Here is a 26,251-nt window from a genome sequence, read left to right on the forward strand (position 1 = left end):
ATTTTGATGTCCAAAATTTCGTTTCGTTCACTAACGAAGTTAGTTAATAGAAACTATATTGATTACGTTTTGCTTGTTCAGTTTTCAAGGTTCATTTCGTTACCGTTTATTTTCAGTAACTTTTATATAATAACATTTTTCGATTTTCTTTGTCAACAACTTTTTGAAATATTTTATTTCCTTAAGAAGTGACAACTTTTATATCTTACCACTATGTAATGTTGATGTCAACACTTTTTTGCGATGTTATTAATAGTTTGTAATGCTTAATGTTGCGTCGTCTTAGCGACAAGTAATAATTTAACATGATTCTAGAATCTCTGCAAGTGTTTTTCTACAAAAATATCATTTTATAAAAAAAACGTCATTAGTAAGCTATTAATAGCTTATTCTAGCTTCAATGTTTTTGCATTTATTGTTACTCTAAAACATTAATTTTACTATACCTCTGTTTTTATAATTTCACAATAAAATAAAGAGACCCTTTTTATAAAGGATCTCCCAGATTGTAGACAAACTCGAAGTTTTTCGAATTTGTCTATAGTCCTTTTTTATTTAAAACTAATATAGGGATGACTACTGCCATTGATTTCTGCTACGGGCGGGCGCTTTCCGAGGGCACATCGTAAGTCGCAACCCTCGCTAACGCGCGGTCTGTTGCGTCTTACGTTTTGTGCGTTCTGAGCAGGAGTCGCCCACCCTCCCCTTATATGTATTGCAGTCTACTATAATGGCTACTTGGACATGGCAAACAGCTTCATAGAGCGGGGACGCTCGAAGAGTATGGCAAGACGAAAGTAAAAACCCATTTTTCACAATAAAAATAACAAAAGGAATTAAGATTTCTATTCTTAATCCCTTTTGTCGACAAGCTGAGTGACCCTTTTTATAAAGGATCTCCTTATATAAGATATTATTTTGTAGTGTGGCGCATTGTTGGGAATAATAATACGTCACGAATTGATGGAGAGTTTGTAAGAAGCATGATTAAACGGTCGATACCTATACCTAAACCACCTGTTGGCGGCATACCGAATTCTAAAGCTTCAATAAAGTCATTATCCATTTCGTGTGCTTCGTCATTACCAGCTTCTTTTTCAGCTAATTGCGCCTCAAAGCGTTCACGTTGATCGATTGGGTCATTTAGTTCTGTAAAGGCATTTGCATGCTCACGACGCACGATAAACAACTCAAAACGATCTGTAAAACGCTCGTCCTCTGGATTTTTCTTCGCTAAAGGAGAGATTTCTACCGGGTGACCGAACACGAATGTTGGTTGTACAAGAGTTTCTTCTACTTTTTGCTCGAAGAATTCGTTAATAATATGGCCGACTTCATGCGCAGCCTTTACTTCCACTCCATGCTCTTGAGCAAGTGCCTGAGCTTGTTCTTTCGTCATCGGTTGCCAGAAATCTACACCTGTAGCTTCTTTAACAGCATCTACCATGTGAACACGTCTCCAACCAACTGCTAGGTTGATCTCATCTTCACCGTATTGAACTAACGTTGTGCCAAGTACTTGTTGTGCTACATGTGCAATTAGGTTTTCTGTTAATGACATAATATCTTTGTAGTCCGCATAAGCTTCGTACAGCTCAATCATTGTGAACTCCGGATTGTGACGAGTTGAGATGCCTTCGTTACGGAATACACGACCAATTTCATAGACTTTTTCTAGTCCACCAACGATTAAACGTTTTAAGTGCAACTCGATAGCGATACGCATATATAGTTCCATATCAAGTGCGTTGTGGTGAGTAATGAATGGACGAGCCGCTGCACCACCAGCAATAGTATGAAGCATTGGTGTTTCCACCTCTAAATAACCTGCGTTATCTAAATAGTTGCGAATAGCACGTATAATTTTAGAACGTGTAATAAATGTATTTTTGCTATCTTCATTTGTCATTAAATCTAAATAACGTTGACGGTAACGTTGTTCTACATCTTGTAAGCCATGGAATTTTTCAGGCATAGGACGTAGCGCTTTAGTTAGGAATGTAAATCCTTCAGCTTTTACTGAAAGTTCTCCCACTTGCGTACGGAATACGTTACCACGTACACCAACGATATCGCCTAGGTCAGCTTGTTTAAATAAGTTATAAGCTTCTTCACCAACATGGTCCTGACGAACGTAGATTTGAATTTGGCCACCTAAATCTTGAATATGTGCAAATCCAGCTTTCCCTTTACCACGCTTTGTCATAATACGACCTGCGATAATAACTTCTTGTAAGTTTTCTTCTAGCTGTTCTTTTGTTTGATCTGCGAATTGTTCGCGCACTTCTGTAGATAAATGTGTACGTTCAAATCGACTACCAAATGGATCTTGTCCGTTCTCTTGAATAGCAGTCATCTTTTGACGTCTCACCAAAAGCTGATCATTTAACTCTTCTATGTTTGACACTTGTTTCACTCCTTATTAAATTGTCCGCGTTTACGTCCATAATATTTCTATTGTACACAATTTTAAAGCTGTATTCATCTGTTTCGGTTTAATTTCCAAAAGAGTTAAAATTATTAATAATTCTAAAAATTAAAGTGAGCATAAAAAGATTTATTCCTTATACACTAGTTTGTTCTATATCTTTCTTTCCATGAATCATATAAAAAAGAGGCATCTCAAAATAAAACTGAGACGCCTCTTTCACTTTATACAATTAATTCTTTCTGTTCAGATACAAAAATACCAGAATCAAGCTCTTCATATTCTTGCACAATCCCATTTAGTATAGCGCGTAGCTCTACTGCTGTTTCGGTTTGGTTAATGGCACTACGAGCTTTACCATTACCGCGGATACCTTTTAAATACCATGATGCGTGTTTACGCATTTCGCGCACAGCCACACTCTCGCCTTTTAATTGCAGTAGACGTTCAAAGTGCAGTAAACATACATCCATTTTTTCACGAACCCCGGGCTCGTCTTTTAACTCACCTGTTTCAAGGTATTGGACAGTACGATAAATCATCCATGGATTACCTAATGCCGCACGTCCTATCATTACCGCATCCACACCCGTTGTATCAAGCATACGTTTTGCATCTTGCGGTGTTTCAACGTCCCCATTGCCAAGCACAGGAATATTTACATTTTCCTTTACTTGACGAATAATATCCCAATTCGCTTTACCTTCGTACATTTGCACACGCGTACGACCATGAACCGCTACCGCTGAAGCGCCAGCACGTTCTACAGCCTGTGCATTTTCTATAGCAAAGACATGTTCATCATCCCAGCCGATGCGCATTTTGACACTGACTGGTTTTTTCACAGCATCTACAACTGCTGCTACCATTTCATATATTTTGTTTGGATCTAAAAGTAAACGAGCGCCTGCTTCACACTTAATAATTTTATTAACAGGACAGCCCATATTAATATCAATAATATCAGCAGTTGTGTTTTCGTCTACATACTTCGCCGCTTCTACTAATGTCGTTTTATCTCCACCAAAAATTTGTAATGAAAGGGGGTTTTCTCGTTCATCGATATACAGCATACCTAACGTTTTTTCGTTTTTATTAACGATCCCTTTATCACTAATCATTTCGGCATATACAAGCCCTGCTCCGAATTCTTTGACTGTTAATCGGAAAGCAGAGTTACAAATCCCAGCCATTGGTGCTAAGACGACACGGTTGTCCATAACAATATCGCCAATTTGAAACGGCTTCTCAGATGTCTGACTCAACGTCGATTTCCTCCTTCTACGGGCTTTTACCCTATCATTCCTAAAGATCTATTGTTCATGCTTAGGCAGTTATTGTTAAGTTAACCACAAATAATAAGGTATCATCCATTTATGCTCGTTACTTCAAAGAAGGCATAAATCTCGTATCCGATGATTCCTTCCATAGCATTATGCCTTCCTCTTGGCAATTTAACTGTTTCAGCGTTTCATGCGCTCGTTGTAATTGCTCTCCTACTGGTGTAGGCGTAATTTCTATTAGTGGCACTAACACGAAAGCTCGTTCATACATTCTTGGATGTGGCACAAGCAAACTCTCTGTTTCAATATTTTCGTGATTGTAGAGCAAAATGTCAAGGTCAATGATTCGAGGTCCCCATCGAAACTCTCTAACACGACCTAGCTCATTCTCTACTGCCTGACAAACCTTTAGCATTTCCGAAGAAGAGTAGCTCGTTCTAATATAAACCACAATATTTAAAAAATCCGCTTGGTCAGTGTAACCTACAGCAGCTGTTTCATATATAGAAGATATACGTACAACCTCTACCCTTTCTTTTCCTATCAAAAGCTCGATAGCATGCTGAAGGTTTTCATAGCGCTCGCCAATATTTGTTCCAATTGATAAATACACATCATTCATTAGAAATCACCTCTAATAAGCTCAACTGAAACTTCTTTATAATAACCATGTATTGGAGGATCTGGTTTGATGAGCTCAACTCGAACACCTTTCACCTTGTCAGGATAAGCAGAAAGTATACTGTTTGCAATTTTCGATACAAGTGCTTCTATTAACTTAAATGGCTCACCCTCAACAATGTCACGACATAGCTCATACACTTCCGCATAATTTACAGTGTATTTTAAATCATCTGTTTCTCCCGCCTCGGTCATATCAACCGCAAGCGAAACATTGGCACGAAAGCGTTGACCAAGTGTTGTTTCTGCCGCTAAAACACCGTGGTAACCATAAAACTGCATGTCCTTTAAATGAATATAGTCCATTATGCTTCCTCCTCATATACACGTTTGCCGACTAATACATCTGTCATCTGCGAAGCACGTGCCATTTCCTTCACATCATGCACACGAATCATATGGCAGCCTTTTTCAATACCGTAAACAACGGTTGCAGTCGTACCTTCTATTCGTTCTTCTACAGGAAGCTGTAATATATTGCCGATCATCGATTTACGTGAAGTAGCTAATAAAACCGGGTAACCCATATCCACTAAATCAGCAAGATGCTGCATCATTGCAATGTTATGGGATGTTGTTTTAGCAAACCCAATACCTGGATCTAAAATAATATGCGTGTCCGGCACACCCGCCTTTTTCGCAATTGCAATACTTTCTTCAAGATCAGCCTTTGCTGTTTTCCAAAAATCAGTTCCGTAGTCTACGTTTTCACGATTATGCATTAGAATTATAGGTACATTTAGTTCTGCAGCAACCTGTGCAATTGCAGGTTCTGACTTTGCACCCCAAATATCGTTAATAATGTGCGCACCCGCTTCAATTGCGGCACGCGCTACGTTCGCTTTATAAGTATCAACTGAAATAATCGCTGGCACTTCTGCTATTAGCGCCTGTATCACTGGTACAATGCGAGCAATTTCATCTTCATCAGAAATGCGCTCATAGCCAGGGCGTGTCGATTCGCCGCCTACATCAATAATTTTGGCACCATCAGCGACCATTTTTTTTGCTTGTTCTACTGCCGCCTCGACGTTATTGTATTTTCCTCCATCTGAAAAAGAATCCGGAGTGACATTTAAAATACCCATCACGAATGTCTCGCTTGTATAGTCTAATGTAATCCCGTTAATCGTTAACGGTGTTGTATATTTTTCTAGCATTTTGACGCTCCTTCTATTCTTGTTCCACTTCTTTAACAAACGCTTCATGTAAACGCAAATAAATAGGTCCTTTATTGCCTAACAACTGTATATCTTCTATTCTACAAATTGGAACAAGCTCTTGCACAGAGTTTGTAATAAAACATTCGCAACCTTGTTCCACATCATTTTTAGTAAAAAGACCTTCTTGTACTTCAATTCCTAGTGATTGTGCACGCTCAATTACCCATGCTCGCGTTATCCCAGGTAAAATACCAGCTTCTAGAGAAGGCGTATATAGTATATCATCTTTTACCCAGAAAACATTTGATGTAACACCTTCAGCAACATAACCTGCTTCTGTTAAAAAGAAACCTTCCTGTGCGGCTAATGAAGGCATTTCAAATCTCCCTAAAACGTTATTGCCATAATGATGTGACTTTACACGAAACTCTCCTTCAGGCGTATTGCGTCTTGTCTCTAACCATTGCGCAGTTTTTTCCTGCCCACGAGGTGCATCAAGTAATTCCTTACGAAAAACAATAACATTTGGTTGCGTATATTCCCTCGGCTGTAACCCAATACCATGCTCACCAGCAGAGACATTTACACGAAAATAACCATCTGTGCCATCCGCCGCTGCATTTAGTTGTTTACAAACAGCAAGCAAATTCTGCTTTGTATATGGCATGTGAATATGGAATTGCGATAGTGCCGCTTGTAATCTTTCCATATGCGCATCCCAAAACAGTACTTTTCCATTGTAAGTACGAAATGTCTCAAAAAAACCTAACCCATATAAAAAGCCGTGGTCAAACGGTGAGATTCGTAATTCATCCGCCGCTACGTAGTTTCCATTAATCCAGCACTGCATTTTGCTTCGCTCCTTGTACGTACAATTCGATAAAATGACGTAGCAGCTTTTTCCCCTGTTCCGTCATAATAGATTCCGGATGATATTGCACACCTTCAATTGGATAGTCTTTATGGCGAATACCCATAATTTCTCCTTCTTCAGTCCATGCAGTTACGTCCAAGCACTCTGGTAATGACTCTTTCTCCACAATAAGGGAATGATAACGTGTTGCTTGAAACGGATTTGGCATACCTGCATGTAGCCCTAATTCTGCATGTAACACAGGAGATGTTTTACCATGCATTAAACGCTCAGCACGAATAACATGTCCACCAAATACTTGAGCAATTGCTTGATGTCCGAGACAAACACCTAAAATAGGAATATTTCCCGCGAAATATCGAATGATATTTAAACTTTCACCAGCTTCGTTCGGACTACAAGGTCCTGGTGAGATAACAATCATATCTGGCGCAAGTTTTTCAATATCTTCAACTGTTAACGAATCATTTCTTTTCACTATTAACTCATGTCCAAATTCTCCAAAATACTGCACAAGATTATATGTAAAAGAATCATAGTTATCAATCATTAAAATCATTTTGCTCGCTCCTCTGCCATTGCCTTAGCCTGCCACATCGCTTTTGCTTTATTTAAAGACTCTTGGTATTCTCTTTCTGGAACAGAATCTATAACAATACCTGCACCAGCTTGTATATGAGCTATTCCATCTTTTACAAATGCTGTTCGAATAACAATATTCAATTCCATATCCCCTGTATAGCCTAGCCAGCCAATGGAACCTGTGTATAATCCTCGACGTACCGGTTCCAGTTCTTCAATAATTTCCATCGTACGAATTTTAGGTGCCCCCGTAATCGTACCGCCTGGGAACATTGCTCGCACAACATCTGCATTTGTCTTGCCGTCAGCTATTTCACCACGTACATTTGACACAATATGCATGACATGTGAATAGCGTTCAATCACCATAAACTCGTCTACTTCTACAGTACCGTATGCTGAAACTCTCCCTAAGTCATTACGCTCTAAATCTACAAGCATTACATGCTCAGCTCGCTCTTTCTCGTTATCAATTAATTCTTGCGCCAATGCAATGTCTTCCTCTTCCGACTTCCCTCTCGGACGCGTCCCTGCTATTGGTCGCGTTGATAACTCATTACCGTGGCGCTTCACTAGCAACTCAGGTGATCCCGACACAACGGCAAACTCAGGCGCTTCAATATATGCCATATATGGTGACGGATTAAAAGTACGTAATGCCTCATAAACATCCATCGCAGTAGCATTTAACTTTTTAGATTGACGCACCGATAAATTTACTTGAAACACGTCACCCTGCGCTATATATGTTTGGATTTTTCTCACTGCAGCTTCAAAATCAGTTCCTGCGAATGATACAAGTAATTCATTTTCATCATGCAGCACTTCAACAGCACTTGTCTTTTCAAATTTTCGTAAACGTAAACCTTCCTGTGCCGCTACTTGCCATGCTTGCGCGCGCTCTTCTAAATTCACATCGCTGTCTGCTAACTTCATAAGCGTCACTGCATTTGTCGAGACATCATGTACCGCCCAACAGTCAAATAAATAAAAATAAATATCGGGCACCATTAAATCATCCGATGCCACTATAGGCAGCTCTTCAATTTTTCGAGCGTAATCGTAAGACACAAAGCCAATTGCACCACCCTGAAAAACTGGTAGCTCATGGTCATAAGTTAATTGATAGGTAGCTACTAATTGTTCTAGTAAATCAAGCGGCTCGCCTGTTAACATTTCACTGTTCCCATTTCTCCACTTCACTAGCAGACCACCTTCAATTGATTGGGCCGTTGCTAAAGGTTGCCAAGCTGCAATCGAATAGTGCCCTCCACGTCCACTCTCTAAAAAAACATGGGCTTGTTCATGTTCTGTTTGCTTCTTATAACTATAAAAAAACGCGTCTGCGTCCATCTTCATTGATTTAGTTGATAAAGTATTCACGTCGCTATTCCCCTTTGAATCATATGATGTGATTCCATCTTAACTAGAAAAAAGAAAAGATGCGAATTTTTTTTGCTAACAAAAAATAACTATAAACACCCCACTTACTACAACCGATTGCAAGCACAATGCAAATACCATTTAGTAACAAGCGCACCGTTTATTTCACAAAAACGCAAAAATAAAAAGACTCCTATAATAGGTGTCTCTTTAGAGTATAGGCAAACTGTTGATTTCGGTTTCATGCACTCCCTTTCAGCAGGTAAGTCTCCAACTAATTTTAGTGGTGCCTGCCGCAAAAATTGGTTTTCCTACAGGAGTGTCACACATCCCACAAAACGCAGCGAGCTAAAAATTTCAGGTGAGTATTAACTACATCTCCCTACTTCCCCGTATGTTTCCCATATATATCGTTGAATAAGTTTTTAATGATTCTTGCATTCTGTACATTGTTATAACAATGGGTAATTGGCACAAAATTCGATTTATATACTTGGACGCTCTAAAGATGAGTAGAGGTTTTCCACTAATGGATAGATAAACGAAAAATTAATCGCGGCCTCTAGTTTTCCAACTGAATGGTCTTGTGGCACCAATTAGTCAATTGTCAGCATTTCTACTTGTTTACGTTCATTGATTTAGTTCTTCGACATCATTTTCCATCACCTCAAATAGATTATTTTATTTATAGTAGACTGTTAGCAATACATATAAAGTTGATTGGAGTGGAGAGCGGGCGACTCCTGCTCAGAACACACAGTACGTAAGACGCAACAGACCGCGCGTTAGCGAGGGTTGCAGCTTACGATGTGCCCGCGGAAAGCGCCCGACCGTAGCGGAAATCAACGGCAGTAGACCTCTAAATATCATATATAATCATAAGTGCGATAATTGTACTGTATTTTCACTTTTTCCTTCGAAAGAGCGTGTTGACACTAGTTGATTGGAGCGGAGGACGGGCGACTCCTGCTCAGAACACACAGTACGTAAGACGCAACAGACCGCGCGTTAGCGAGGGTTGCGGCTTACGTTGTGCCCGCGGAAAGCGCCCGACCGTAGCGGAAATCAACGGCAGTAGTTATCACCTATATTAGTTTTAAATAAAAAAAGGACTATAGACAAATTCGAAAAACTTCGAGTTTGCCTACAGTCTGCAAGACTCATAGATGAGCCTTTTTTAAATTCAAATTAGTCTTCAAATTGATATAAAGGTGTAGATAGGTAACGCTCACCGTTTGAAGGTACAATTGCAAGAACATTTGAGCCTTTACCTAAACGTTTTGCAGTTTCGATAGCTGCATAAATCGCCGCTCCTGAAGAAATACCGCATAGAATTCCTTCTTCACGCGCAACTTTACGAGCTACATCAAACGCAATTTCATTTTCCACAGGGAATACTGATGAATAAACATCTGTATCTAATACTGCAGGCACAAATCCAGCACCAATACCTTGGATTTTATGTGGACCTGGTTGGCCTCCTGAAAGTACTGGAGAGTCTTTTGGCTCAACAGCAATAATTTCGATTTCTGGATATTTCTCTTTTAATACGCCACCAGCACCTGTAATCGTACCACCTGTACCAACGCCCGCAATAAATGCATCCAATTTTAAGCCATCAAATGCTTCTACGATTTCTGGACCTGTAGTTAAACGGTGTACAACCGCGTTAGCTGGGTTTGTGAATTGTTGTGGTAAAAAGTATCCGTGTTCTGCTGATAATTCTTCTGCCTTAGCGATAGCACCTTTCATACCTGCTGGTCCAGGTGTTAACACTAAATCAGCACCGTATGCACGTAACAGGTTACGGCGCTCTAAACTCATTGTTTCTGGCATTACTAAGATTGCTTTATATCCTTTAGCTGCAGCGATCATTGCTAATCCAATCCCTGTATTACCTGAAGTCGGTTCAATAATAGTGCCACCTGGTTTTAACGTACCGTCTTGTTCAGCAGCTTCGATCATTGCTAACGCTAAACGGTCTTTTACAGAACTTCCCGGGTTAAAATACTCTAATTTAACATAAACAGTACCTTCGTTCTCACCTGTTGCATGATTTAATTTCACGATTGGTGTTTTACCAACTAATTCAGCTACCGAGTTTGCTAATCTACTCATTTATTAATCCACTCCTAATCCCTACTATTTTTATAGGTTTTACTTATTTTGTATTTTATCAATTTTTTAGTTGAATTGTCAATCAATAAAACTTATATTTTCAGAATATTTATTAGAAGCCAGAAAGTACGATACTCCCTGGCTTCCTTTTATCATTTCTTTGCCTCACCATAATACCAAGTTGCCTTAAACTCCGACCAAAATGCTTCTGGTGTTATAGATTGTTGCAATTGCTCCAACGCAAGCTCTCGTTCGATATGTTCTTTCACATCGTCATATGTAAAGGATTGACCTTCTATTACTTCTTGAACTTGCACAATTCCGTAATGTCCGTTATCTAACTTAAATGCCTTACTAACCTCATTAGCTGATAAAGCTTTCGCTGCCTTCAAAATAGCTGGATCAATATTGCCCTGCTTTTCAGTTAGGAAACCGATATCTCCACCTAAGCTAGCTGATGCGCTATCAATTGAAATTTCGCGTGCAAGCACAGAAAAATCAGAGCCATTTTTCAGTTCACTTAACGCTTCGTCAGCTGCCTTCTTTGAATCCACCTCAATGAAATTCGTACGATAGCTTGTTTCAGTATTGTATAACGCTTTGTTTTCTTCATAGTATTTTTTAATACTATCTTCTTTAATAACTACATCTTTAGTCAGTACTTTATCTAAAATAAGACCTGAGCGAATTTTCTGTTTTAGCTGCTCAGCTGATAAATTTTGCAATGCTGTATCGAATTTGTCTTGAGCTGAACGCATTAACGCAAGCTCTAAATCAATTTCTTTTTCAGACACTTTTATTTTATATTTATCGGCTGCCTTTTCCATCACTGATTCATTCACTAAATTTTGGAGTGTCTCTTTACCATAGCGTTCTTCCATAGCAATCATCCACTCTTGGCGTGTTATGACATCGCCATCTACGGCAGCGACTTGTTCGTCGCTACCGATTTCCTGACCGTTATTTGGAATTAACCAAGCAATGAACCATAAAAGATTTCCTAATAATAATATGGTAAAAATTATTAAAGCCGGTTTTGTTTTTAAACGGCGTTGCAATAAAGGCGTTTGGTTTGATGTTGAAGATGGTTGTGGTCTACGATTACGCGTTGAGCTCATCAATAAACCCTTCTAGTTCTTCTTTTGAGAAATGGTATGTTTCTAAGCAGAAGTGACATTGTGCCTCTGCCTCCCCATCTTCATCGATCATTTCTTGAACTTCCTGTGAACCTAAGCCTAAAATTGCTGCTCCAAATCGCTCTTTTGAACATTGACATTTAAATTCAACCGGCATTGAATCTAAAATTTGGACTTTTCCTTCTCCTAATACAGCCTCTAAAATTTGCTCTGGTGTAAAACCTTTTTCAATCATTTTTGATACAGGTTCAATTGTTGCTAAATGCTGTTCGATTGCATCAATCGTTTCTTCTTCACAGCCTGGCATAAGCTGAAGAATAAAGCCACCTGCTGCAAGAATTGAATTATCCGGATTTACCAATACGCCAAGTCCTACAGATGAAGGCACCTGCTCAGATGTGGCAAAATAGTAAGTAAAATCTTCTGCAATTTCGCCAGATACAATCGGTGTTTGTCCAGAGAACATATCACGTAAGCCGAGATCTTTTACAATCGTTAACGCACCTTCTGTCCCAACACCAGCTCGTACATCTAATTTGCCTTGTTCGTTCAAATCAAAATGCACGTGAGGGTTTGTCACAAAACCGCGCACTTCACCACGTGCGTTACTGTCAATCACCATAGGACCGATTGGACCATTGCCCTCGACTTTAATTGTGATTTTCTCTTCACCTTTTAACATAGCTCCCATCATTACACCAGCCGTCATTGAACGACCAAGAGCTGCCGACACAACAGGCCAAGTATTATGACGACGTTGTGCTTCCCCTACTGTTGCAGTTGTACATGCTGCAAAAACACGCACCTGCCCATTGAATCCTAACCCGCGAACTAAATAATCTTTCATAAATGAAAAGTCCCTCTTTTCTTATTGGTTACGTTTATATAATTTATATAAACCTTTTAATGTTAAAAATGGATCAACTACATCTATAGCTTGCGTCTCTCCAGCAATTAAATTTGCTAATCCACCTGTTGCAATAACAAGCGGCTCTTCCTTACTTTGTGCTTTCATGCGATTAACAATGCCCTCAACTTGCCCAACAAAACCATAAAAAATGCCCGCCTGCATCGCAGAAACGGTAGTTTTTCCAACAATATGTGTAGGGCGCAGTATTTCAATACGCGGTAACCTAGCTGCCTGCGTATAAAGTGCCTCAGTTGAAATCGCAATTCCCGGTGCAATAGCGCCACCCATGTAATCGCCTTTTTCATTCAAATAACAATATGTTGTCGCTGTACCAAAATCCACAATAATTAACGGCGCTTTATAAGCATCCAGTGCTGCTATAGCGTTTACAATACGATCCGAACCAACCTCGCGAGGATTTTCATATTTAATATTTAATCCTGTTTTTACACCTGGTCCAACTACTAGTGGTTTTTTACGAAAATACTTTTGACACATAGATTCTAATGAAAACATAATTGGTGGTACAACCGAGGATATAATAATGCCAGTAATTTGTTCAAATGAAATGCCTGCATGATTAAAAAAAGCAAGTACTTGCATCGCATATTCATCTTCTGTTTTATGAAGATCTGTTACCATTCGCCAATGGAAAGCTAGCTGGTCATTGGTATTATAGACTCCCAATACTATATTTGAATTTCCTGCATCCAAAACTAAAATCATGGACGATGCCTCCATATCAAATTCACCTTTATGCCATGTGCTAATTTGCATTTAACGGTAGTGCAAATCCACTTCCATGACTAGTCGCTCCTACTTTATTTTTAGAAGGCGCTTCAATGAACGCCAAATAAAGTTTGAACACTTTAGAAAATGATACCACACTTTTAAGACATTGAAACAGCATTCCTACTCACGATAAAAGGAGCTACTCTAAATTTTAGAAGGTAGCTCCTTGAACGTTATTTAAAATTAAATTTTTCAGGATCAGGACCACAACGTAGGCCGTCGTTCATTGCATCTAATTGTGCCATTTCCTCATCTGTTAAAGCAAAATCAAAAACATGTAAGTTCTCTGTCATACGTGTTGGTGTCATTGTTTTTGGAATTGTTACAACATCATGCTGAACATCATATCGCAACACAATTTGCGCTGGTGTTTTACTGTATTTACTCGCTAACTGTTGAATCAACTCTTCCTCTAACAATGAACCATTCATTAAAGGTGACCACGCTTCTACTTGAATACCGTGTTCTTTACAGTAGTGACGCACTTCTTCTTGCGTTAAATGAGGGTGGAATTCAATCTGATTGATGACCGGAATAACCGTAGTTTCTTTTAATAAAAGTTCTAAATGATGCACATGGAAATTACTTACACCTATCGAACGAACACGGCCGTCCTGATAAATTTTTTCAAGTGCTTTATATGCATCAATATAGTTCGTATTTAAGCCTGGCCAATGAATTAAGTATAAATCTAAATAATCTAAACCTAATTTTTCTAAACTACTATCATATGCGACAAGTGTCTCTTCATAAGAAAGTCCATCATTCCAAACTTTAGACGTTACAAAAAGTTCATCGCGCGAAACTAGTCCTTCATCAATTGCTGCGCGAATTCCTCGCCCAACACTTTCCTCATTACGGTACACTTGCGCAGTATCTATACTACGGTAACCTTTTGCGATAGCAGTTTTAACAGCTTCAGCCAAATCATCTCCATCTGGCACACGGAAGACACCATAGCCTACTAAAGGCATTTCTAGACCATTGTTCAATGTTACATTTCCCATGTTCAACACTCCAATCCATTATGCAGATGCATAATATACTATTTATATCCTAATGCTTCATACTAAAAAAAGGCAAAGAAAAAGACTGCTTATGAAAATTCATAAGCAGTCTTTTACGTGATTACTCACGCTTTTCGTCGATTCCTTTTGGAGCATCATTTTGATCCGAACCTTCTTTTGGTAAATCCGCTGTTGTTGGCGTTGGCGCATCACTTAGCAATTCTTTTTCAAGAACAGGTTTCCCGACTTTTTCTAATGACGGTTGTGCTTCAGCTTTTGGCGCTTCGTCTTCATCGTTTTCCACCGCTTCCGGTTCTGGTAGGACACCATGATTACGTAAATGCTCAATTTCTTGCGCATTTAATGTTTCTTTTTCCATTAATGTTGTCGCAATTAAATCAAGTAACTGACGGTTTTCTGTCAGAATACGTTTAGTACGTTCATATTGCGTATCGATAATTTTTTGCATTTCTTTATCGATTTCATAAGCAACTGAATCAGAGTAGTTTTGATCTGAATTGAAGTCACGACCAAGGAATACATTCCCTCCTTGACTTGACCCAAACTGCATTGCACCAAGATTTTCACTCATGCCGTATTCTGTTACCATGGCACGTGCAATACTTGTTACCTTTTGGAAGTCATTATGAGCTCCTGTAGATACTTCACCTAGCACAATTTCCTCTGCCACACGACCACCAAGTAGTCCTGCAATACGGTCTAAAAGCTCTTGTTTCGTAGTGAAGAAACGCTCTTCCTTCGGTAACATAATCGCATAACCACCTGCTTGACCGCGTGGTACAATCGTTACTTTATGAACTGTATCCGCTTCATCAAGTTCTAGACCAACTACAACGTGACCAGCCTCATGGAAGGATACAAGTTTTTTCTCTTTTGCTGAGTAAACACGGCTAGCTTTTGCTGGACCTGCGATTACACGGTCAGATGCCTCATCGATATCTGCCATATTAATCGAACGTTTACTTTTACGAGCAGCTACAAGTGCGGCTTCGTTTAATAAGTTTTCTAAATCGGCACCAGAGAATCCCGGTGTACGTTGTGCTACAGCTGCTAAATCGACTGAATCCGATAGAGGCTTATTGCGTGCATGCACTTTTAGAATTGCTTCACGACCTTTTACATCAGGATGTCCTACTGTAATTTGACGGTCAAAACGACCTGGACGTAATAACGCTTTATCTAAGATATCTGGACGGTTTGTTGCAGCGATAATAATAATACCTTCGTTCGCACCGAAGCCATCCATTTCAACTAGTAATTGGTTCAATGTTTGCTCACGTTCATCGTGTCCACCACCAAGGCCAGCGCCACGTTGACGACCAACAGCATCAATTTCATCAATGAAAATGATACATGGAGCATTTTTCTTTGCATTTTCAAATAAATCACGCACACGTGAAGCACCTACGCCGACAAACATTTCTACGAAGTCAGAACCTGAAATCGAGAAGAATGGAACGCCAGCTTCACCAGCTACTGCACGAGCAAGTAATGTTTTACCAGTACCCGGAGGACCTACAAGTAAGATACCTTTTGGAATACGAGCACCAATTTCAGTGAATTTGCGGTGATCTTTTAAGAAATCTACGACTTCTACAAGCTCCGCTTTCTCTTCATCTGCACCCGCTACATCAGTAAAACGAACTTTTTTCTTTTGGTCATCGTAAAGCTTAGCTTTACTTTTACCAAAGCTCATTACTTTATTGCCGCCACCTTGAGATTGACTCATTAGGAAGAAGAATAAGAAGATGATAATGATGAATGGAATAATACCTGTAAAGAACTGTACCCATCCACTCGTTTCTGGTGCTTTCAAGAAATCTATATTGCTATTCTTATCCTTAGCAGCAGCATCGATTCGATCCATCAATGATTGGTTATCACGGGGAAGGTTAACTGTAAAACTTTCGCCTTTTTCATAACCTTTCATGGAACCTTCAACAATATATACTGATTTATCAGGTTGAATTTTTGCTTCTGTAATTTCATTCTTATCAAGAGCTTCTAAAAACTCTGGGTAAGTAATTTCTTTCGTCGGTGATTTACCACCGTTGAAAGTACCAAATATACCAATGATCACTAGGAAAATCAGTAAATAGAATATGGTATATCGAAATATTCGATTCATCTCCAGCCTCCTCATTACAAACAGAAAAATTATAAGTAAAATCTTAACATATCATGATTTCATCATACAACGAAAAGCCTTACTTAAAAAAAGTTTCGTTCGAATTTTGTCGAAATCTAAACATATTTATTCCTACTAATTAAAATCCCAGCCTATTTGCACCCGGTGATTCCTTTTTGGCACAGCTTTTGTGTGCCCGTAATTGAATTGTATCTTAACAACACAACACCTATGTCAGCCGCTGGAGGCTTTAACTCGTACCCACTCGTGAAATCGAGCGGATATTTAAGCATTAAAACGAATAAACTTCCGGTTTTAAAATACCGATGTATGGTAAGTTGCGGTATTTTTCCGCGTAGTCTAAACCATAACCAACTACAAAGCCATCTGGAACTTTGAAGCCAACATAATCAGCAGCAAGATTTACTTTTCGTCCTGACGGTTTGTCTAAAAGAGTAACAATTTTGATTGATTTTGCTTTACGGTACTTAAATAGATCTACTAAGTAGCTAAGCGTTAATCCGCTATCGATGATGTCCTCGATAATTAATACGTCACGCCCTTCAACACTTGTATTTAAATCCTTTAAAATCTTTACTTCCCCAGATGAGACAGTAGCATTACCATAGCTAGAAACATCCATAAAATCAAGCTCAATAAAAGAATCGAAACGTTTCATCAAGTCTGTCATAAATGGCATCGCACCTTTAAGTACGCCAACAGCTAACGGGAATGAATCTTTATATTCCTCTGTTAATTGGGCACCTAGCACAGCGATTCTTTCTTGCAGTTGTTCTTCAGTAATCATAATTTTTTCGATGTCATTTTGTAACATATCGATTCCTCCTCGTGTTGTTTCAAAAATTTTCAACCTGTATGTAGGTGAAATATTTTACAAAGACCATTAGTCTACGATGAGCACTGTATCATCGCTTGGCTGCGGGGTAGTTGAAAAGTAAATACCCATACGCACACCAATTACCGCTACGACCTCGTCAGATTGAGAAATCAGTAACGGCCAGCTATTTCGCTCATTTAAAGGAATCTTTTCATCTATAAAAAGGCGAGATAAACGTTTGGGCTTATCCATTCCTTTTAACAGCATTCGGTCTCCTTCCTTACGTGCCCTAATATAGAGTGGAAGTGTAAGTTTATTAGCGTTGAAGTAAAAAAGTTGTGCAGAGTCCGTAAGCAATTCAGGTGCTAATTCAGATAGCCGAACGACAGATAGACGAACACCGTTTGTTAATATCGTCCCTCCATTAGCAGTCAAAACAAACCCATTTTCAGGATAAATTTCACTTTCTAATGATTCGCTTTTCTGAATCGTCAATTTGCCATAACGGCGAACTGCTATAAAACCTTCTGGCAAGTGAATTTCAGCATACCCAGATGTTGTTTCACAAAGCTTTGAAAGCGAAGTTAAGATAGCATAACTTTGTATCGTATTTGAATCTTTGTAAAGATAGTTTAATAGTATTAAAATGAGCCTCCTTTGTAAAGCAGGTGCTACCATTTCAAACGCTTCTATCTCCATACTACACATATTTCCATTGTATAATTTTACTGTTTTTGAAAATATGTCTTGCGCAAGTGTCATTAAATACGCATCATCCTCTTGCAAATGCTTTGTAAAACGACTCGTCTGCTCAGCTACACGTGGGTTTTCCGCCTCCAATAGTGGTACTACGTGGTGTCTAAAGCGATTTCTTACGTAGGAATCTTTCGTATTGCTCGCGTCTTCACGATAATTCAAGCCTTGCTTCTGTAAATATTCCCTTATTTCAGACTTTGTAACCGTTAAAAACGGACGAATTAATGATTTTCCTTCAAAAAAACGCTGTGAGCGAATACCTTGCATACTATTCATCGTGGCATTTTTCGTCAGGGCCATTAATACTGACTCCAGTTGGTCGTCCGCATGATGTGCAGTTACAAGCTTGGTTGCCATCGTTGTATGTATGATTTCTCCAAAATAACGATAACGTTCTCTACGACAAACTAGCTGTGAGTTGCCATTTTCTGACGCTATAATTTCTGGAATTGGAATCGCTGTTGAATGCAAAACAATACCATATTTATCACAATATTTTTGCACAAAAGCTCGATCCTCCGCTGATGCCTCGCCTCTTAACATATGATCGACATGCACTGCCTCGATTTCAATCCCCCATTGTTCTTTTGTTTTAACAAAATAATGGAGTAATGCCATTGAATCTACACCACCCGAAACGGCGATGAGAAGATGATCGTCTTGCTGTAGTAATTGCTCTTCATCAATAAATTGTTTAACTTTTAATTCAAATGACAAACGCTTCTCCTCCCCTTTTCGTTTTCTTTTATGAAGATTTACTCATGGAATATTGAACCGGTTTAAATACCGCCCATGTTGGAACGACGTGGGTAACTTCTAACATCAACACTGTACAGTCATCTTCTATTTCATAATACGTCTGGAAGGACTGCATAATGGTTGTTAATTTATCTTGGATTGTTTTATTTGTACTTGCTACCTGTTGTGCGAATGCTAAAAATGCTTCTTCCTGTTCATCCCAATCGGCAACACTTGAAAACAGACCATCTGAATGCATAAGAATGACATCGCCTGCCTTAAGCTTTCTTTTTTCAGCCTCAACCGCTGAAATCGACAAAAAGCCAACTGGCGCTGCATTACTTTCTACTTTCAACACCTCTTTACCTCGTAAAATATAGGTGGACATTCCCCCAGCCTTCCAAGACCATAAATCACCATGTTGTAAATCCACTAGAGCAAAATCAAGCGTTGCATACATATCATCTTGTTGTTTAAGCGACATCACATAATGCAATGTATGCATAGCAGTCTCGGGATTCATATTGAAATTCAAGCATTCCCGCATTAAATGAATCAATTTTCTACTCTCATGCTGTGCTTCTTTACTCTGTCCCATACCATCGGATAATAATATTGCAAATAGCCCTGGATGCAGTTGGAATAGCGCATGGGAGTCTCCAGAATATAGTGTTGCATCTTTTGACATACTATATATATCATACTCTACTTCAAAGCTAATAGCTGACCTAAAGCTTATTTGTATGTGACGAAATGGTACATCACATTCAATTACTTTTTCAATTTCAAATGGTTCATCAAAAATATCATATAAAATTGGTAAAATCATACGTTCAGCCAATGTTGTGTCCTCTTCCCAATCGACACGTGCAGGTGCTAACGCGCACACTATTTTTCTTGCTCCCGCTTTATTGCTCAGCACATCAAGTTGAAAACATTCTATATGGGCATCCTTCAATCGTTGCACAATATCCTTCTCCACACTAACGAATGAAATCGTTTCTTCTTTCATCTCAGCGATGAGCTGATTAAGGTGGTTACTCATATCACGTAGCTGTAGTGCAATCATTTTTTTACCGTGAAAATACTGGCCATTAATACGCTCTCTATAAAGTTCAGTATCTAACTCCTCGAATATTTTCGTTGATTTAACACATTTATAACGTATTTGTTCTTCTACTCGGTGGATAGCTGATTCTTTGCCTACCCCTTTCATATGAAACCAATCCGTCATAAGCTTGTCCATGCCATTATTTTGTGCCCCCCAGCACCGATCATGGCGAAAACAGCTTAAACATGTATTCATAGGGGCCACTTCCTCCTTCACCGCTACAGGTGCCGTCATAAAGCGTTCAAAGACTAGCTCTTTCATGAAATGAACAAAGTGTTGAAAGTGCTCTAGCTTAAATGTAACATGCTCTGTCAACCAATGCTGCCTTGCTAATAACACTTCTTCCCGTTGTGGAAAAAGCTTATTCCGTACTTTATCTGAATAGCTTTTAGGAATAACTAAAAAAATAATACTGCCTATAGCAATTGAAGTGAAATACACGCTATCTAAAGGTAATGTTGCATCATAAAATAAAAAAAACACACTTGGCAAGATACTACCAATCGCAACACCAAACCTCCCTGCACGCGCTCCCACACCTGCACAAAGACCTGTTAAGGTAGCTACTGATAACATCCCTGTAAACGATAGCTTGGCCACCCCGATAAGCGTCCCGAGTATCGCTCCTATAACTGTCGCTAGTGGCACACTTCCTACAAATGCACCAAAACAAATTAGTAGCTGCAATAAAAAAATCGGCAATGAAAAATAGCTAATGACGACCGCTTGCATTCCTGTTAGCATAGCTGCAAATACGACTAGCGCTGAGCCAAGCCTTTCATATGTCCAATTGCTTGTAAACCACTCATATGAGTTGACGAAGAGCACTTGCATAAATAATGTCATAATAAGTGCTAAGGCAACCTCACACCCTACATAAAATTGCACAAGCACAGGCGGAAGACCCTGGTACATGATGCCCTGCCACAGTACTTGCACGCTTAGTACAGCGAGAGAAACGGCAATGCTTTGAGGGAGTCGCCAATATCGGAATCGCATTATACACTCGTACATGCCTATTTGTAATGCTAGAATGAGGACTTGTCCAAAACCTAGGAAATAGCAGCCTATTAAACCGCCAAATAATACGAATTTCGCATACTCTTTATACTTACTGCGAATTATCGCCCAAAAAGGTACAGAGAAAGGTACAGCTGCTTCAAACACAACAGATTGAGCTAAAAAAAAGGATGTTAAAAAAAATAGGGAACCTATCAATAATTGCCTTTTTCTCGCCCCCGATTTTTGGTCGTCTACATTCGCTGTTTCATACCATTCAACACTAGTCATTTCATAATCCCCTTTCTACACTTTTTCGTTATTATAAGAAATTATGTGTGGAAAGATTGTCTGACGATGGCAAAAAAAAATATAAACATTTCGACGAATACATATGCATAAATACGATAATTGTCAGTAACTACTAAAAAAATGGGTAGCTGTACATGTTTGCAGTAATAATTTTTCGCAATATTCCACTATTAACTGTATTTATGGTACTAATGTCAATTTTCGCGTTCAAATTCTTCCTTTCTTTGTCTTTTCATTAAGCTAATACACGTTTTTTCAACTTTATTAGATTTTTATTAAACTTTTTCCATAAAGATATTGACACTTTTATTAATGGATTGTATTATTTAACTTGTCCTTTAAAAAGACATGCGGAAGTAGTTCAGTGGTAGAACACCACCTTGCCAAGGTGGGGGTCGCGAGTTCGAACCTCGTCTTCCGCTCCAATAATATTTTGGCGGCCTAGCTCAGCTGGCTAGAGCGTACGGTTCATACCCGTAAGGTCGGGGGTTCGATCCCCTCGGCCGCCACCATAATTGGCCCCTTGGTCAAGCGGTTAAGACACCGCCCTTTCACGGCGGTAACACGGGTTCGAATCCCGTAGGGGTCATACATGTAAAAACGTCTCAGATGTACTTCTGAGACGTTTTTTATTGTTTCGGACATAGTAACAAGTAACGTTAGCATTTTAGTATGCCTACCTTCTCAAAATATGGCATACTTATTATAAAATGCACATGTTACTAGGAGGTTCACCGTCTTTGGGTTCATTAACTAAAGCTGCTTTAACATGCGGGAGTGGCTCAATGATCATTCTCGTATCAATACTCATCAACTTACCCTTTGCTATTCAAATTTTTTTACTTCTTGCAGGTCTCATCATAAGCATATATGGTGTGTACTTACTCGTAAAAATGGTGACTAATCCTGTGGAGAAGACACCTGAAACAACTCCGGAGCAGTCTGTGTCAGCTCCAAAGAAGAAAAAAGGACCGACTTCAACTTTATAGATACGCCCTATCCAAAATCGTACTTCACCACGTAATTTCAACTACATGAAATTACGTTTTTTGATTCCAGTAATACTAACTGCCCTCAGTTATTGTATAGAATTTGCGCTTACAAACAAAAAAGATTAGCCTTTGTTATAAACAAAAGCTAATCCCCGTTCTATTTAATACACTTTTTCTACGATTAAAACAGTCAGCAAACTACCCTCTTCTAGCCCCGCGACCACCACGTTTTGACTCTGTAGCACGTTTTAATGTTGCTAGACGTTCATCACTATCTTTTAAGAAACGTGCCATTTTTTGCTCAAAGTTTTCCTTCGGCTGATGGCGTTCGTTACGATCATTAGAACGATTGTCACGACGCGGACGTTGAGGACGCTCTGGTCTCTCAGCTTGAGGCTTTGCTTTACGGATTGAAAGACCAATCTTTCCATCCGCTTCAACATTCATCACTTTTACTTCAACTTCATCTCCAACTTTTAGATGCTCATTGATATCTTTTACATAATTGTCAGCAACTTCACTGATGTGTACTAAGCCTGTTTTGCCGTCTGGCAGCTCAACGAATGCTCCAAAATTTGTGATTCCTGTTACTTTACCTTGTACCTTGCTGCCTACTTCAATTGACATAAAAAAAATGCTCCTCCTTAAAAATTAAGCGACTCTTTTGAGCCATGTAATCAATTTAATCAAACTTTTTACTTCAATAAGTTTCTCTTTTCATTATATATAACTAAAAAAGTGTGTCAACAATACATAGCTTTTCAGTCGTCTTTTTTATCTTTCTTCTCAGGAATAATGAAAATAATTTCACCTTCCTCTGATAAGAAGTACTCTTTGCGTAAAAGCTTTGCAATATACTCATCATCTTCTAATTGTTTAATCTTAAGATTTAACGAATCCTGCTCATCTTTTACTTTTACCAAATGCTGAGTTGCCTCTTGTTTTTTCTTTTCTTTTTCAGCTAGCGTCTCAGATTGATGGACTAGAACATTTACGAGGAAGGCGATAATGACGACTGGCACAATCGCAAAAAAAACAATACGGCGCATTTTTCGTTTACGCGATTGCACTTTACGATTCATAGCTTTATCCGTGTTACGGACATAGTCATTATCAAGCTTTGTGTAGTTTTGTTGTTCATCTTTTGATGAATGACGTTTAGTCATGCCCGCACCTCCGAAGTTATTGTTGTCTTTTATTATACTTGATATATCGAAATTTTTTTAATAAAGTGTAGGACAAATACGAATAAATTTTGACAAAAGGTCTTAAGACGAATGCACCCATTTTCATAAATATGTGTAGGATTTGTCGAATAATAGCGATTATTAAACGTACGATAAACCAAAAGGGTTTCCATGTTATATTCACTATTATACGTGCAATGAAACGTAAAAAGGTTTGAAAAAAGGTTTGATATAAAAATATACCAGCAATCTGCGCAAGCGGGTCGTAAGCCCGCCATGCGCCATCTTTTAACCAAAACAATAAATAATACGTTAACCCTCCGAGTAGAATCCAAGTCAACAATTCTAAAACCATCATCCACTTTCGGAGGCTTGACCTTTTTGGAGTTGAAAAAACAATGAGCCTTACACTATCAATAATAAATCCAACTGCGATACCGCTCACAACCATGACTAATAGCTGAACGAATTGCTGACTAACAATCATCCAAACAATTTATGAAGGAAACCTTTCGAGAAGCCACTTTCCTCCTCGTCATACTGCAAGGTTTTTACAGTTCCTTCAAGCGTCAATAACCCTTTGTCAACATCTAAGTGAACGATATGCAGTTCCTCTCCACGAATCAATAAATGCCCTTGGGACGTCTTAATAAAAAACTCTTCCTGATCAAAGCGTTCAATTGATTTTACAGAAGTCATGTCCATTCTTTTACGATTACGAATCGTTAAAATATGTTCTCCAGATGGAATTGTGTAACGATTACTTTCTTGATGTAGCGTCATTTTTTTCCTCCTTTAGTCGTCCTAGCTTCTGTTCACTTTATGCGGACAACCTTAAAAGCATGACAAACTTTATGAAAGTTGCCTTACTTTTATTAAGAAAAATTTATAACGATACTAGCAAATCAATTACAACTGGTATAATTGCGCCCAGATTTTTTTCGAGCACGATTAAAATTTGAGGCATCTGCAGGAATCTTTAACCTGATTCAGCCAGCGTTTGAATCCTAAAAAATCAGCATTGGAGTTATCACGATAGAGGACAAAGTAAAAATTAGTCTTCGTCATCAATAAATTCAGGCTCAACCTTTTCAAGACGCTCTTCTTTTAATATTGTAAACATCTTTGCTGCATCTTCTTTTTTTACAGTGTCACGCAACTCTTCCACGCGAGCTGTGACAATTTTTTGGCCAAAACGAATAGCTAGTTCGTCGCCATCCTTCACACTACTACTAGCCTTCGCTACTTTATTATTAATCGTGATACGACCTTGGTCAGCGACTTCTTTTGCTAACGTACGTCGTTTTATTAATCGTGAAACTTTTAAATATTTATCTAATCGCATATTATTACTCCTTCTCAAGTTGCTTTGCTTCATGCCAAAAAGCATCTAATTGTTCCAGTGTATAATCTGAAAATGGCTTACCACTAGCTTTTACTTTCGCTTCGACATAGCCAAATCGTCTTGCAAACTTCTCATTTGCATGTAGCATGGCCTCTTCTGGTGATAGCTTGTAAAAGCGAGCTAAATTAACGAGCGTAAATAACACATCTCCAAATTCATCGAGACGCGTCATATTAGACCCTTTCGCTACTTCATGACGGAATTCCTGCCACTCTTCTGCAAACTTATCCCATGCGCCATCTACATCTGGCCAATCAAAACCAACTTTAGCTGCCTTTTGTTGATAATTGTACGCTGTTTGCAGTGCAGATGATGCACGATATTCCTCCTCCAATAACGGCTTGTCACTAATACCTTTTTCTTCAGCCTTGATCGCTTCCCAATTGGCAATGACACCGTCAGCATCCTCAACTGAGGCATCTCCAAATACATGAGGATGACGACGAATCATTTTTTCACTAACTGAAGCCAAAACGTCCTCTAATGTGAAGTAGCCTTGATCTTCTCCAATTTGCGCATGTAGAAATACTTGTAATAACACATCCCCAAGCTCTTCAATCATCGCAAAATCATCTTCTGCATCTACAGCGGCTAAATATTCATGTGCTTCCTCTAGTAAATATTTCTTTAACGATTCATGTGTTTGCTTTTGATCCCACGGACACCCATTTGGTCCACGCAAAGTAGCAATAATTTGGCGGAAAGTTGCCCAATCACGTAACGCTTCCTCTTGAGAAGTCACCGGAGGTACATAAACCGTTGTTAAATTATTTACTTCAACACTTTGGTCAAGCTCATATAGCGGAACGGTCACTAGCTTTTCTTGAGAGGAACCCGCTGCTGTCACGACCGTTACTGGATATTCATCATCATATTTCTCCATCAATGTCAGCTTCACTTCCGACGCGCTGAATGTATCATATACTTGTGCAATTAAAATGTGCTGGCGCATATTAATGTCGTGCATCGAAAAGCTTGTGCCATCAAGTAATTGAAAGCCCTCAATTGGGTCAATTTTTAAGGCACCAAAAATAGGGTCTAAAAAGCTCTGACCACCTTCTATTACTACATTGACCTTTTCTTCTTGCGCTGCTCGAATAAGAAGCTGCACCGTTTGCTCTGCAACTAGCGGATGACCAGGTACAGCGTACATCACGTCCCCCATTGCAGTAGCCTCGATTAATCTTTGCGCGATTTCTTCATACACCGGCTGGAATGTACTATGCTTCTCATATACAGCGTCAAAGCTTTCAAATTGTAAGCCTTCGTTAGCTAACTCCTCTAATACAGGGTGATCCACCGTCCGGACAAACAACTTATTAGCCGCTATTAATTTTTTATAAACGCCCATTTGCAACTGATTGAAATCACCAGCGCCAAGGCCAATTATCGTTAATGTATTCAATA

The 26,251-nt window shown here is 39.0% G+C and carries 24 protein-coding genes and 3 tRNA genes; 4 read left to right on the plus strand and 23 right to left on the minus strand.

The window, feature by feature from the left end:
* Nucleotides 1-913: 913 nt before the first annotated feature.
* The 17 genes from lysS to ACQKNX_RS24725 form a co-directional block, all read right to left on the minus strand.
* Complete coding sequence (gene lysS / locus ACQKNX_RS24645) at nucleotides 914-2,416, minus strand: lysine--tRNA ligase (RefSeq protein WP_427431202.1); 1,503 nt, start codon at nucleotides 2,414-2,416, stop codon at nucleotides 914-916.
* Nucleotides 2,417-2,652: 236 nt separating this feature from the next.
* Entirely contained in the window at nucleotides 2,653-3,693 is a 1,041-nt protein-coding gene (gene dusB / locus ACQKNX_RS24650) for a tRNA dihydrouridine synthase DusB (RefSeq protein ID WP_427431203.1), read from the minus strand.
* A gap of 118 nt (nucleotides 3,694-3,811) precedes the next feature.
* Nucleotides 3,812-4,333, minus strand: a complete 522-nt coding sequence (folK, locus tag ACQKNX_RS24655; RefSeq protein WP_427431204.1) for a 2-amino-4-hydroxy-6-hydroxymethyldihydropteridine diphosphokinase — start codon at nucleotides 4,331-4,333, stop codon at nucleotides 3,812-3,814.
* A complete protein-coding gene (folB, locus tag ACQKNX_RS24660) occupies nucleotides 4,333-4,698 on the minus strand; it encodes a dihydroneopterin aldolase (RefSeq protein WP_340821420.1) in 366 nt (121 codons plus the stop codon). Before folB ends, folK begins: the two co-directional genes overlap by 1 nt.
* Nucleotides 4,698-5,552 (minus strand): dihydropteroate synthase, encoded by an 855-nt coding sequence (gene folP, locus ACQKNX_RS24665; RefSeq protein WP_427431205.1) that lies wholly within the window; start codon nucleotides 5,550-5,552, stop codon nucleotides 4,698-4,700. Before folP ends, folB begins: the two co-directional genes overlap by 1 nt.
* Nucleotides 5,553-5,565: 13 nt before the next feature.
* Nucleotides 5,566-6,405, minus strand: coding sequence for an aminodeoxychorismate lyase (gene pabC / locus ACQKNX_RS24670; RefSeq protein WP_427431206.1), 840 nt, complete (start codon nucleotides 6,403-6,405; stop codon nucleotides 5,566-5,568).
* Nucleotides 6,389-6,988 carry an aminodeoxychorismate/anthranilate synthase component II gene (gene pabA, locus ACQKNX_RS24675; protein WP_427431207.1) on the minus strand — a complete coding sequence of 200 codons (600 nt, stop codon included), beginning with the start codon at nucleotides 6,986-6,988 and terminating at the stop codon, nucleotides 6,389-6,391. The genes pabC and pabA overlap by 17 nt, the downstream gene beginning before the upstream one ends.
* Nucleotides 6,985-8,364: an anthranilate synthase component I family protein gene (locus ACQKNX_RS24680; RefSeq protein ID WP_427431240.1), complete on the minus strand. Its 1,380-nt coding sequence runs from the start codon at nucleotides 8,362-8,364 to the stop codon at nucleotides 6,985-6,987. The genes pabA and ACQKNX_RS24680 overlap by 4 nt, the downstream gene beginning before the upstream one ends.
* Nucleotides 8,365-9,582: 1,218 nt before the next feature.
* Nucleotides 9,583-10,512, minus strand: a complete 930-nt coding sequence (cysK, locus tag ACQKNX_RS24685; protein WP_427431208.1) for a cysteine synthase A — start codon at nucleotides 10,510-10,512, stop codon at nucleotides 9,583-9,585.
* A 152-nt stretch (nucleotides 10,513-10,664) separates the two neighbouring features.
* Nucleotides 10,665-11,630, minus strand: coding sequence for a peptidyl-prolyl cis-trans isomerase (locus ACQKNX_RS24690; RefSeq protein WP_340821425.1), 966 nt, complete (start codon nucleotides 11,628-11,630; stop codon nucleotides 10,665-10,667).
* Complete coding sequence (hslO, locus tag ACQKNX_RS24695) at nucleotides 11,614-12,495, minus strand: Hsp33 family molecular chaperone HslO (protein WP_427431209.1); 882 nt, start codon at nucleotides 12,493-12,495, stop codon at nucleotides 11,614-11,616. The genes ACQKNX_RS24690 and hslO overlap by 17 nt, the downstream gene beginning before the upstream one ends.
* 21 nt (nucleotides 12,496-12,516) lie before the next feature.
* Nucleotides 12,517-13,284, minus strand: a complete 768-nt coding sequence (locus ACQKNX_RS24700; RefSeq protein ID WP_427431210.1) for a type III pantothenate kinase — start codon at nucleotides 13,282-13,284, stop codon at nucleotides 12,517-12,519.
* A gap of 239 nt (nucleotides 13,285-13,523) precedes the next feature.
* Nucleotides 13,524-14,357: an aldo/keto reductase gene (locus ACQKNX_RS24705; RefSeq protein WP_427431211.1), complete on the minus strand. Its 834-nt coding sequence runs from the start codon at nucleotides 14,355-14,357 to the stop codon at nucleotides 13,524-13,526.
* A 121-nt stretch (nucleotides 14,358-14,478) separates the two neighbouring features.
* A complete protein-coding gene (gene ftsH, locus ACQKNX_RS24710; RefSeq protein WP_427431212.1) occupies nucleotides 14,479-16,506 on the minus strand; it encodes an ATP-dependent zinc metalloprotease FtsH in 2,028 nt (675 codons plus the stop codon).
* Nucleotides 16,507-16,798: 292 nt separating this feature from the next.
* Nucleotides 16,799-17,341, minus strand: coding sequence for a hypoxanthine phosphoribosyltransferase (gene hpt, locus ACQKNX_RS24715; RefSeq protein ID WP_228134267.1), 543 nt, complete (start codon nucleotides 17,339-17,341; stop codon nucleotides 16,799-16,801).
* A gap of 69 nt (nucleotides 17,342-17,410) precedes the next feature.
* The gene (gene tilS, locus ACQKNX_RS24720; protein WP_427431213.1) at nucleotides 17,411-18,817 is read right to left on the minus strand and encodes a tRNA lysidine(34) synthetase TilS; all 1,407 of its coding nucleotides are present in this window, start codon (nucleotides 18,815-18,817) and stop codon (nucleotides 17,411-17,413) included.
* A 28-nt stretch (nucleotides 18,818-18,845) separates the two neighbouring features.
* Nucleotides 18,846-21,239 (minus strand): SpoIIE family protein phosphatase, encoded by a 2,394-nt coding sequence (locus ACQKNX_RS24725; RefSeq protein ID WP_427431214.1) that lies wholly within the window; start codon nucleotides 21,237-21,239, stop codon nucleotides 18,846-18,848.
* A 371-nt stretch (nucleotides 21,240-21,610) separates the two neighbouring features.
* Here ACQKNX_RS24725 and ACQKNX_RS24730 point away from each other — a divergent pair.
* From ACQKNX_RS24730 to ACQKNX_RS24745, 4 genes are all read left to right on the plus strand, one after another.
* A tRNA-Gly gene (locus ACQKNX_RS24730) sits at nucleotides 21,611-21,685 on the plus strand.
* 10 nt (nucleotides 21,686-21,695) lie between these two features.
* Nucleotides 21,696-21,772 (plus strand) — tRNA-Met (locus ACQKNX_RS24735).
* A 5-nt stretch (nucleotides 21,773-21,777) separates the two neighbouring features.
* Nucleotides 21,778-21,849, plus strand: a tRNA-Glu gene (locus tag ACQKNX_RS24740).
* Between the two features lie 151 nt (nucleotides 21,850-22,000).
* A complete protein-coding gene (locus ACQKNX_RS24745; RefSeq protein WP_427431215.1) occupies nucleotides 22,001-22,249 on the plus strand; it encodes a hypothetical protein in 249 nt (82 codons plus the stop codon).
* A gap of 201 nt (nucleotides 22,250-22,450) precedes the next feature.
* Here the strand turns inward: ACQKNX_RS24745 and ACQKNX_RS24750 are convergent, their stop codons facing one another.
* From ACQKNX_RS24750 to mazG, 6 genes are all read right to left on the minus strand, one after another.
* Nucleotides 22,451-22,879, minus strand: a complete 429-nt coding sequence (locus ACQKNX_RS24750) for a S1 domain-containing RNA-binding protein (protein ID WP_024362602.1) — start codon at nucleotides 22,877-22,879, stop codon at nucleotides 22,451-22,453.
* A gap of 134 nt (nucleotides 22,880-23,013) precedes the next feature.
* Nucleotides 23,014-23,418: an FtsB family cell division protein gene (locus tag ACQKNX_RS24755; protein WP_427431216.1), complete on the minus strand. Its 405-nt coding sequence runs from the start codon at nucleotides 23,416-23,418 to the stop codon at nucleotides 23,014-23,016.
* Between the two features lie 16 nt (nucleotides 23,419-23,434).
* A complete protein-coding gene (gene yabQ, locus ACQKNX_RS24760) occupies nucleotides 23,435-23,926 on the minus strand; it encodes a spore cortex biosynthesis protein YabQ (protein ID WP_427431217.1) in 492 nt (163 codons plus the stop codon).
* Nucleotides 23,923-24,222, minus strand: a complete 300-nt coding sequence (gene yabP, locus ACQKNX_RS24765; RefSeq protein WP_004229167.1) for a sporulation protein YabP — start codon at nucleotides 24,220-24,222, stop codon at nucleotides 23,923-23,925. The genes yabQ and yabP overlap by 4 nt, the downstream gene beginning before the upstream one ends.
* 271 nt (nucleotides 24,223-24,493) lie before the next feature.
* On the minus strand, nucleotides 24,494-24,784 hold the full coding sequence (locus tag ACQKNX_RS24770; RefSeq protein ID WP_427431218.1) for an RNA-binding S4 domain-containing protein: 291 nt from the start codon (nucleotides 24,782-24,784) through the stop codon (nucleotides 24,494-24,496).
* A 4-nt stretch (nucleotides 24,785-24,788) separates the two neighbouring features.
* Complete coding sequence (gene mazG, locus ACQKNX_RS24775; RefSeq protein WP_427431219.1) at nucleotides 24,789-26,249, minus strand: nucleoside triphosphate pyrophosphohydrolase; 1,461 nt, start codon at nucleotides 26,247-26,249, stop codon at nucleotides 24,789-24,791.
* Between the last annotated feature and the right edge of the window lie 2 nt (nucleotides 26,250-26,251).

The organism is Lysinibacillus sp. NPDC093712, assembly GCF_050280025.1.
In the GTDB taxonomy this organism is placed as follows: Bacteria; Bacillota; Bacilli; order Bacillales_A; family Planococcaceae; genus Lysinibacillus.

Excerpts from the sequence above, each read along its gene's own strand:
- folK (WP_427431204.1), bottom strand. The coding sequence starts at position 4,333 with ATGAATGATGTGTATTTATCAATTGGAACAAATATTGGCGAGCGCTAT.
- folB (WP_340821420.1), bottom strand. The coding sequence starts at position 4,698 with ATGGACTATATTCATTTAAAGGACATGCAGTTTTATGGTTACCACGGT.
- folP (WP_427431205.1), bottom strand. The coding sequence starts at position 5,552 with ATGCTAGAAAAATATACAACACCGTTAACGATTAACGGGATTACATTA.
- pabC (WP_427431206.1), bottom strand. The coding sequence starts at position 6,405 with ATGCAGTGCTGGATTAATGGAAACTACGTAGCGGCGGATGAATTACGA.
- pabA (WP_427431207.1), bottom strand. The coding sequence starts at position 6,988 with ATGATTTTAATGATTGATAACTATGATTCTTTTACATATAATCTTGTG.
- ACQKNX_RS24680 (WP_427431240.1), bottom strand. The coding sequence starts at position 8,364 with ATGGACGCAGACGCGTTTTTTTATAGTTATAAGAAGCAAACAGAACAT.
- cysK (WP_427431208.1), bottom strand. The coding sequence starts at position 10,512 with ATGAGTAGATTAGCAAACTCGGTAGCTGAATTAGTTGGTAAAACACCA.
- ACQKNX_RS24690 (WP_340821425.1), bottom strand. The coding sequence starts at position 11,630 with ATGAGCTCAACGCGTAATCGTAGACCACAACCATCTTCAACATCAAAC.
- hslO (WP_427431209.1), bottom strand. The coding sequence starts at position 12,495 with ATGAAAGATTATTTAGTTCGCGGGTTAGGATTCAATGGGCAGGTGCGT.
- ACQKNX_RS24700 (WP_427431210.1), bottom strand. The coding sequence starts at position 13,284 with ATGATTTTAGTTTTGGATGCAGGAAATTCAAATATAGTATTGGGAGTC.
- ACQKNX_RS24705 (WP_427431211.1), bottom strand. The coding sequence starts at position 14,357 with ATGGGAAATGTAACATTGAACAATGGTCTAGAAATGCCTTTAGTAGGC.
- ftsH (WP_427431212.1), bottom strand. The coding sequence starts at position 16,506 with ATGAATCGAATATTTCGATATACCATATTCTATTTACTGATTTTCCTA.
- hpt (WP_228134267.1), bottom strand. The coding sequence starts at position 17,341 with ATGTTACAAAATGACATCGAAAAAATTATGATTACTGAAGAACAACTG.
- ACQKNX_RS24725 (WP_427431214.1), bottom strand. The coding sequence starts at position 21,239 with ATGACTAGTGTTGAATGGTATGAAACAGCGAATGTAGACGACCAAAAA.
- ACQKNX_RS24750 (WP_024362602.1), bottom strand. The coding sequence starts at position 22,879 with ATGTCAATTGAAGTAGGCAGCAAGGTACAAGGTAAAGTAACAGGAATC.
- ACQKNX_RS24755 (WP_427431216.1), bottom strand. The coding sequence starts at position 23,418 with ATGACTAAACGTCATTCATCAAAAGATGAACAACAAAACTACACAAAG.
- yabQ (WP_427431217.1), bottom strand. The coding sequence starts at position 23,926 with ATGATTGTTAGTCAGCAATTCGTTCAGCTATTAGTCATGGTTGTGAGC.
- yabP (WP_004229167.1), bottom strand. The coding sequence starts at position 24,222 with ATGACGCTACATCAAGAAAGTAATCGTTACACAATTCCATCTGGAGAA.
- ACQKNX_RS24770 (WP_427431218.1), bottom strand. The coding sequence starts at position 24,784 with ATGCGATTAGATAAATATTTAAAAGTTTCACGATTAATAAAACGACGT.